Genomic DNA, 7,683 nt, shown 5'->3' on the forward strand with positions numbered 1-7,683 from the left:
GCGGTAAAAGGGTGCGCATCGCAACGACGCGGAGACCGGGGCCCGCCCCGCGGGGCAGGGCGGGCGGCCGCTCAAAGCCCCGGATCGTCCTCCATCTGCAGGTCGCGCGGGCGCATGAAGGCGGCGATCCGGCCGCTCCTGGGCAAAATGTCGGCCCAGGTCGGGACGTCGAAATCGATGACTGTCAGCGACGCCGTCGGGTACTTCTCGTCGATGCGGGCGCGCAAATCCTTCGAGCCGGCCGCGATCAGCGTGCGGGCGGTTTCGCGGGTCGCCGGATTGTGGCCGACGACGAGGAGGTTGCCGGCGTTGCCGCCGTGCTCGCGGATGATCTCCAGATAGGAATCCTCGGAGCTGTCATAGAGGTCGTCGCGGAAGGCGACCGTCTCCTCGCCCTTGAAATGGGGCAAAACGCAGGCCAGCGTCTCGCGGGTGCGGCGCGAGGAGGAGCACAGCACATGGTCCGGCTTAAAGCCTTCCCGGGCCATGTACATGCCCATGACCGGTGCCGCGGCGCGACCGCGCTCGTTCAGCGGGCGGTCGAAATCGTCCAGCGACGGGTTCAGCCAGGACGATTTCGCGTGACGCAGCAACAGGAGGCGAGGCATCGGCACACTCCGGGGGACGTTTCCGGTGGACTCTTCCGGCACCAACTATAGCCGCAGCTTGCCGGCGGCTGTCAGTATCGAATTTCCCGTTTCAGGCTCAAGGGGTTAAAGGTTGTGGACAACCCGCCGCCGCAGCGTCCGGTCAGCGCGCGAGCCGGACCGCGGTGCCGTTGACGGAGACCATCAGCATCGATCCGTTCTGGCCGACCGCCTCGTAGTCGATGTCGACGCCGACGATAGCGTCCGCGCCGAGCGCCCGCGCTTCTTCGGTCATGTCGTTCAGCGCGAGATGCCGGCCGTCCCTGAGGACGTTCTGGTAGCCGCCGGCGCGCCCGCCGATGAAATCGCGGATGCCGGCGAAGATGTCGCGAAAGACGTTGGCGCCGAGAACGGCCTCGCCGGCGACGACGCCGAGGATTTCGGCGGTCGCACGGTGGGGGACGGCATCGGTGGTGGTGACGATCATCTGGGCTCCTTCCGGACGCTTCGGCGTCGGTGCCGCCGCCCCGCGCGGATGTGGCGGTGCGGTCCTTCCCATGTAGGCAGTGCGCCGGGCTTGTCATCGTGCGGCCCGTTCGATTTGTCGCAGGGGGCGTTTTTTGTGCACTGCGGCAAGATTGCTTGCGCAACGCTTTTCCTTGGGTCTAATAGGAACTGGCATCGACTTGGGACGCGCAGAGCCGCCGGGAAGGTTTCATCTTCCTTATCCTTGCTGCGATCTTGGCCGAAGGTCGTCGATGCCCCTTGGACGCAAGAAGCGGACGCAAGAACCCTTTCGGAGACCCGGACGTCGATGGCACTCAACGGACATGTGGACAGCTACTATGCGCGGCGGAACGCCCATGAGGTGCTGTTCCGGCGCCTTGGAGGCACGGAAAAGGCGGCGGTCTGCGTCGTCGGCGGCGGACTTGCCGGCCTGACGACGGCGCGCGAACTGGCGAGCGCCGGCACCGACGTGGTGCTGCTGGAGGCCGAACGCGTCGGCTGGGGCGCTTCCGGCCGCAATGGCGGCTTCGTCTCGGCCGGCTATGCGGCCGGGCTCGCCGAGCTTGAGGCCCGGCTCGGGGTGGATCGCACGCGGGCGCTCTACGAGCTGTCGCGCATGGGCGTCGCCTACGTCCGCGAGACCATCGAGGCGGCCGGTGCCGGGGACATCATCGGCGGCCATGGCTGGCTGAAGGTGATCCGCCACGACGATGCGGAGGGCATGAAGCGCCGGCGCGACCTGATGGCCGGCACCTATGGCGCCAATGTCGAGTTCTGGGAGACCGAGCGGGTCCGGGCAACGCTGAAGACCGAGACCTATTTCCAGGCGCTGCACGACGCCGGCCCGTTCCATATCGATCCGCTCGCCTATGCAAGGCTGCTGGCGGCGCGCGCACGGGATGCGGGCGCGCGGATATTCGAGGAAAGCGCGGCCACGGGCCTGACACGCAGCGGCACCGGCTGGCGGGTGGAGACGGCGAGCGGCGCCATCGAGGCGGAAGCCGTGGTGCTTGCCGGCAGCGCCTACCAGGCGCTCTCCGGCCTCTGGCCGTCCCTCGACCGGGCCATCGTGCCGGTCGCCACCTATGTGGTGACCAGCAATGCGCTCGGCTCGGCGGTGACGGACTCCATCGGCTTTTCCGGCTGCATCGCCGATACCCGCCGGGCCGGCGACTACTACCGGGTCGTTGAGGGCGACCGGCTGCTGTGGGGCGGTCGGATCACCACGCGCCGGTCCGAGCCGACCGACCTTGCCGGGCTCCTGAAGGCCGATATCGCCGCCATCTATCCGCAGCTCTCCCATCTGGAAGTGGAGACCGCGTGGTCGGGCCTGATGGCCTATGCGGTCCACAAGATGCCGATCATCCGCCCGCTCGAGGAGGGGCTGTGGTCGGTCACCGCGTTCGGCGGCCACGGCGTTGCCCAGACCGCGACGGGCGGCGTCCTTGTTGCCTCCGCACTGACCTCGGGCGACGACCGCTGGCGGCAGTTCGAGCCGTTCGGGCCGCGCTTTGCCGGCGGGCCGGTGGGGCGCATGGGCACGCAGCTCCTCTACTGGGGCATGCAGTTCCGCGATCGGCGCGAGGAACGGGCGGCCCGCTAGGCCGGTTCGGCCCGCTCGGGGGCATCGCATGGATTGAGGGCGGCGCCGTTTTCGTCTAACCCTGCCGGGCCAACCGACAGGGACCGATCCCCGTGACCCAGACTCACGACACCATGCAAGAAGAGACCCCGGTACCGAAACGCGAGCGCCCCGGCCCGCTGACGCGCCTCCTCGTCCGCCATGCGCCGCAGCTTGTCGGCCGGGCGCGGCTGCTCGATCTGCGCCCCAAGCCGCTGATCGATCCGGAGCACCGCATCCTGGTCGTCTGGTCGCCGAAATCGGCCTGCACGGCGGCAACGATCTGGTTCTTCAAGGTGATCGGCAAATACGAGGAGGCGCGGGCCTACAACGCCTGGCCGCACCATTACCGGCGCAAGGTCTATTATCCCTCGGACCTGCACAGGCGCGGCATGGTGGACGACTTTTCCGGCTACCGCGTCATCCGGGTGATCCGCGATCCGGGACACCGGGCCGTCAGCTCCTATCGCCATGCGCTGAGGACCGGCTATTTCAACAAGCGGGCTTCGCATGTGCTCGGCCGGCCGGTCGACGAGACCGCGGGCTATTCGTTCCGGGAATATCTTAGCGCCATCGGCCTGAAAGACCTGTCGCCGATCATGAGTAACCCCCATCACGGGGTGCAGACCCATCCGATCGAGCGGCTGGTGCCGCCCACCGACGTCATCAACGTGACCCGTGACGACCTCTTCTCCCGCCTCAACGGCATCGAGGCCGACCTCGGGCTGGAGCGCACGGACTTCGGCAATCTCGCCTGGTTCCATTCCAGCGAGAGCGGGCCGCGCAAGCGCAAGGTCGGGGTCTATGAGGACGACGTCACCGACGAGCGGTTCGACCGCCGCGTTGCCGCGCAGGGACCCTGGCCGGAAGTGGAGAAGTTCCTGACCCCGGAGATCGGCGACACGATCCGCCGGCTCTACGCCGTCGACTACGACCGTTACGGGTCCTACTTCTGACGGATCTTGTCGATGTCGAAGGCGGTGGTCTGGTAGACCTCGTTGATCCAGTTGCCGAACAACAGGTGGGCATGGCTGCGCCAGCGGTTTTCCGGCGTCAGGTGCGGATTGTCCTTCGGGAAATAGTTGTGCGGCACGTGGATCTCCACGTTCGCCTCCACGTCGCGCCAGTATTCCTCGGCAAGCGACGAGGAATCGTACTCGATGTGGTTGAACATGTAGAGATTGCCGTGGCGCGGGTCGTGGATCAGGCACGGACCGGTCTCGTCGGACTCCATCAGCATCTCAAGGCCGCTGTCTTCGGGGATGTCGTTGGCGCGGACCTCCGTCCAGCGCGAGACAGGGATAGAAAAGTCGTCGGAAAAGCCGCGCAGGAACGGCGAGGCCGGATTGAGGTTGCGGTGGCGGAAGACGCCGAAGGCCTTTTTCGGCAGTGCGTATTTCGGCACGCCGTGGAAATGGTGCAGCATCGCCTGGGCGCCCCAGCAGATGGCGAAGGTCGAGTGCACGTTGGTCTCGGTCCAGTCGAAGATCGCGCCCAGTTCCTCCCAGTAGGTGACGTCCGGGAAGTCGAGCAGCTCGATCGGCGCGCCGGTGACGATGAGGCCGTCGAACTTGCGGTCCCGGATCGCCTCCCAGTCCTCGTAGAAGGCGAGCATGTGGGCGGCCGCCGTGTTCTTCGGCGTGTGCGAGGCGACCTTGACCAGCGACAGCTCGACCTGCAGGGGCGTTGCGCCGACGAGGCGGGCGATCTGCGTCTCGGTGCGGATCTTGTTCGGCATCAGGTTGAGGAGCGCGATCTGCAGCGGCCGGATGTCCTGGCGGGCCGCGTCGTCGGCCGTCATCACCATCACGCCTTCCTGCTCCAGCGTGGTGCGGGCGGGCAGGTCGGTAGGGATCTTGATCGGCATCGCGACGGCTTTCCGGGAGTTTCGGTCGGTGCGGCGCGCGTTTCTCCGGCGCCAAGTCTGGGTGACTTAAGGCCTCGACCCGGTTCTCGCAAGTCTGGAGGGTGTTTTGCCGCTCAGGCCGGGCTGCGCTCTATGGCCCGGCCGATGAGGTCGACGAAATCGTCGGCGGACTTCACCTGTTCGATCTCGGCGGCGGTCACCGTGTAGCCGTGGCGGTCGGCGATCGCCTTGTAGATCGGCAGGCGATGGGCGATCAGGCGCTCGAAACCCCAGACGGCGAAGGCGTCCGGGTCGACCGCATCGTCGGAGGCAACGCCCGTCTCGGCCTTGTAGGCATCCCAGTTCCGGACCAGGAATTCGTCCTGGTAGTAGATCGGCTTGGGGTCGGCGCGGAACCGCTTTATCAGTTCCGCCGCATGGTCCGGTGGGCCCTCGATATAAAGCAGCACGGTCTTGTCGCCGATGACGGAGAGCACCGGGTCGTCGTCGTCCTCGGGGTCGACGATCTCGCAGATGCTGCCGCCGGAATCGCAGATGAAATGGTCGTAGCCGTAGATCTCGCGCGACTTTTCGATGAAGTCGGCGACGTCGCGCAGCGCGCAGATCTCCGCGTCGCGGTGCTGGGCCTGGCGGTGGCGGTATTCCTGGAAGGAGATGCCGCCCTTTTCCGGGTTGCCCGGCTTGCCGAGATAGGTGGAGAGCGGTGAGAGATTGTCGAAGGAGATGTTGGAGGAGATGTAGATCGAATCCGTCATCAGGAGGTTGCGCAGGAACGGAACCTTCATCGCCTCGCGCTTGACGTTGTCGACGATGTGCTCGCCCATGTAGCGGGTGCCGATGCGGTAGTCGACGGAGTAGTGGAACCAGCCGTCGCGCCGGACCCGCATGGCGACCGTGGTCTTGCCGACGCCGGACATGCCGAGGACGGTGACGGCCTTGCGGGGCAGGGCGCGGAATTCGTCGGCGGAGGAAAAACGCATGCGGGTGGGCTCCGGCAAGGGCGGTCTGCGTGACCCTAGATCACGAATCGCGCATTTGAAACCGTAGGAGCCGCGCGCCCGTTGCCGCAAGGCTTGGCTGGGGACCCGGCGCCTGATACTGGAACCGCCGGTGCCGCGTGAAGCCACCCGGCGCGGCCGCTTTCGGAGCAGTTGAGAGGGATATGGGCGAGGTCGTCATCGTCAGCGGCAACGGCCGCAAGAATGCCGGGCCGGAGACCCTGCCGCTCGACCGCCCGCTTGGCGTGGAGCGTATCGCGGGCGGCATCGTGCCGCCGGCGACCGGCGGCCGCGGCGGGCCCGGCAACAGGGATGCGGTGCTGGGCGGCGTCTATCGGCCCGACGGCACCCAGGTCGACCTCTCCGTCCTGAAGAAGGCGACAAGGCACGTCACCACCTATCCCTATGACGCGGCAACGGTCCGCGATGCGGATATCGTCACGGACGACCGCGAGGTGGTCTATTGCGGCTACATCCAGCGCCATTTCGGCCATGTGCTGGTGGAGGTGACGTCGCGGCTGTGGTGGGCGCTCCGGGAAGGTTTTGGCGGGCCGCTGGTGTTCCAGTCGATCAGCCCGGGCATCCTCGATGTCTCCTATATCCGCGCGCTGTTCGAGTTGATCGGCATTGCCGACCGGGTGACGATCGCCGAGCGCTGGACGCGCTATGCCAGCGTCGTCGTGCCGGAGGCATCGCACCGTTTCAATGCCCATATCGCGCCGGAATTCCTGCTGCCGTTCGAGCGCGCGCGGGCGGCCGCGCTGAAGGTCGCGCCGGGGTCGGGCCCGGAAAAGCTGTATCTGTCGCGCAGCCGGCTCGATGCCGGGCGGATCATCGGCGAGGAAGCGGTGGAGGAGATGTTCGCGGCCGAAGGCTACGACATCATCCATCCGCAAGAGCTTGGGCTTGCCGAGCAGGTCGCCCTGTTCGCCCGGGCGCGGAAGGTCGCGGGCTTCAACGGGTCCGCCATGCACGGGCTGGTGTTCTCGCCGGGCGGGGTGGAGGCGACCCACATTGCCCGCGACGACCATGTCGGCCGGAGCTTCTTCCTGATCGACCAACTGCTCGGCAATGACGCGCGTTACATCGTCGGCGAGTTCGCGCCGCGGTTGGGCACCCTCGGGCGGCACGAGCCGTTCCTGGTCGACATCGACGGTGTCGGCGACATGTTGCGGTCGGAAGGGGTGATTTCGCCGGATACCCGGCCGTCGGTGGAGCAAAAGGCGCTGACGGCCGAATTCCAGGCCGAATGCGCACTGCAACTGGCATCGAGCCGCAGGAGCCCGGTCCGGGGATTGAAGCGGCTGTCACCGCTCCTTGGCGCGCTTTCGAGGCGACCCTTCAATGGCCGCCTCTGGGCCGCGCTGCCGGGGGTCGTCGCCCGGTCCGTGAAAGAGCTTTTCTAGCGCCCCTCGCGCCGTGCCATGAAGGCGAGGCGCTCGAACAGCATGACGTCCTGCTCGTTCTTCAGCAGCGCGCCGTGCAGCGGCGGGATGGTCTTGGTCGGATCGCGCTGGCGCAGGGTCGCCGCGTCGATGTCCTCGTTGACCAGGAGCTTGATCCAGTCGAGCAGTTCCGACGTCGACGGCTTCTTCTTCACGCCCGGCACGTCGCGCACGTCGTAGAAGATGGAGAGCGCCTCGGAGAGGAGCTGCTTCTTCAGGCCTGGGAAGTGCACCTCGACAATCTCCGTCATCGTCTCGGCGTCGGGAAACTTGATGTAGTGGAAGAAGCAGCGGCGCAGGAACGCGTCCGGCAGCTCCTTTTCGTTGTTCGAGGTGATGATCACCACCGGGCGCTGGCGCGCCGTCACCGTCTCGCCGGTCTCGTAGACGAAGAACTCCATGCGGTCGAGCTCCTGCAACAAATCGTTGGGGAACTCGATGTCGGCCTTGTCGATCTCGTCGATCAGCAGCACCGGGCGCTCGTCGGCCTGGAAGGCCTCCCAGAGCTTGCCGCGCTTGATGTAGTTGGCGATGTCCTTGACCCGGCCGTCGCCGAGCTGGCTGTCGCGCAGGCGCGTCACGGCGTCGTACTCGTAGAGCCCCTGCATCGCCTTGGTCGTCGACTTGATATGCCACTCGATCAGCGGGGCCTCGATCG

Annotated in this window: 8 protein-coding genes; 3 read left to right on the top strand and 5 right to left on the bottom strand. The window is 66.7% G+C overall.

The features are described from left to right. Positions 1-71 precede the first annotated feature (71 nt). Both CH339_RS19320 and CH339_RS19325 read right to left on the bottom strand, forming a co-directional pair. Positions 72-608: a SixA phosphatase family protein gene (locus tag CH339_RS19320; RefSeq protein WP_111436028.1), complete on the bottom strand. Its 537-nt coding sequence runs from the start codon at positions 606-608 to the stop codon at positions 72-74. A 142-nt stretch (positions 609-750) separates the two neighbouring features. Beyond that, positions 751-1,074, bottom strand: a complete 324-nt coding sequence (locus CH339_RS19325) for a heavy metal-binding domain-containing protein (RefSeq protein ID WP_111436015.1) — start codon at positions 1,072-1,074, stop codon at positions 751-753. 327 nt (positions 1,075-1,401) lie between these two features. On the opposite strand from CH339_RS19325, the gene CH339_RS19330 reads away from it, so the two are divergent. Both CH339_RS19330 and CH339_RS19335 read left to right on the top strand, forming a co-directional pair. Next, positions 1,402-2,697 carry an NAD(P)/FAD-dependent oxidoreductase gene (locus CH339_RS19330; protein ID WP_170138587.1) on the top strand — a complete coding sequence of 432 codons (1,296 nt, stop codon included), beginning with the start codon at positions 1,402-1,404 and terminating at the stop codon, positions 2,695-2,697. Positions 2,698-2,789: 92 nt separating this feature from the next. Then, entirely contained in the window at positions 2,790-3,671 is an 882-nt protein-coding gene (locus tag CH339_RS19335) for a sulfotransferase family 2 domain-containing protein (protein WP_146610249.1), read from the top strand. On the opposite strand, the gene metA is transcribed toward CH339_RS19335, so the two are convergent. Next, on the bottom strand, positions 3,662-4,582 hold the full coding sequence (gene metA, locus CH339_RS19340; protein ID WP_111436018.1) for a homoserine O-acetyltransferase MetA: 921 nt from the start codon (positions 4,580-4,582) through the stop codon (positions 3,662-3,664). The two genes, CH339_RS19335 and metA, sit on opposite strands and share 10 nt — an antisense overlap. 113 nt (positions 4,583-4,695) lie before the next feature. Continuing rightward, positions 4,696-5,562 (bottom strand): ATPase, encoded by an 867-nt coding sequence (locus CH339_RS19345; RefSeq protein ID WP_111436029.1) that lies wholly within the window; start codon positions 5,560-5,562, stop codon positions 4,696-4,698. 182 nt (positions 5,563-5,744) lie between these two features. Between CH339_RS19345 and CH339_RS19350 the strand changes: the two genes are divergently transcribed. Further along, positions 5,745-6,986 (top strand): glycosyltransferase family 61 protein, encoded by a 1,242-nt coding sequence (locus CH339_RS19350; protein ID WP_111436019.1) that lies wholly within the window; start codon positions 5,745-5,747, stop codon positions 6,984-6,986. On the opposite strand, the gene CH339_RS19355 is transcribed toward CH339_RS19350, so the two are convergent. Next, a partial coding sequence (locus CH339_RS19355; protein WP_245408176.1) for an AAA family ATPase occupies positions 6,983-7,683 on the bottom strand: 701 nt, incomplete at its 5' end. The two genes, CH339_RS19350 and CH339_RS19355, sit on opposite strands and share 4 nt — an antisense overlap.

It is taken from the genome of Rhodobium orientis, from assembly GCF_003258835.1.
Classification (GTDB): Bacteria; Pseudomonadota; Alphaproteobacteria; order Rhizobiales; family Rhodobiaceae; genus Rhodobium; species Rhodobium orientis.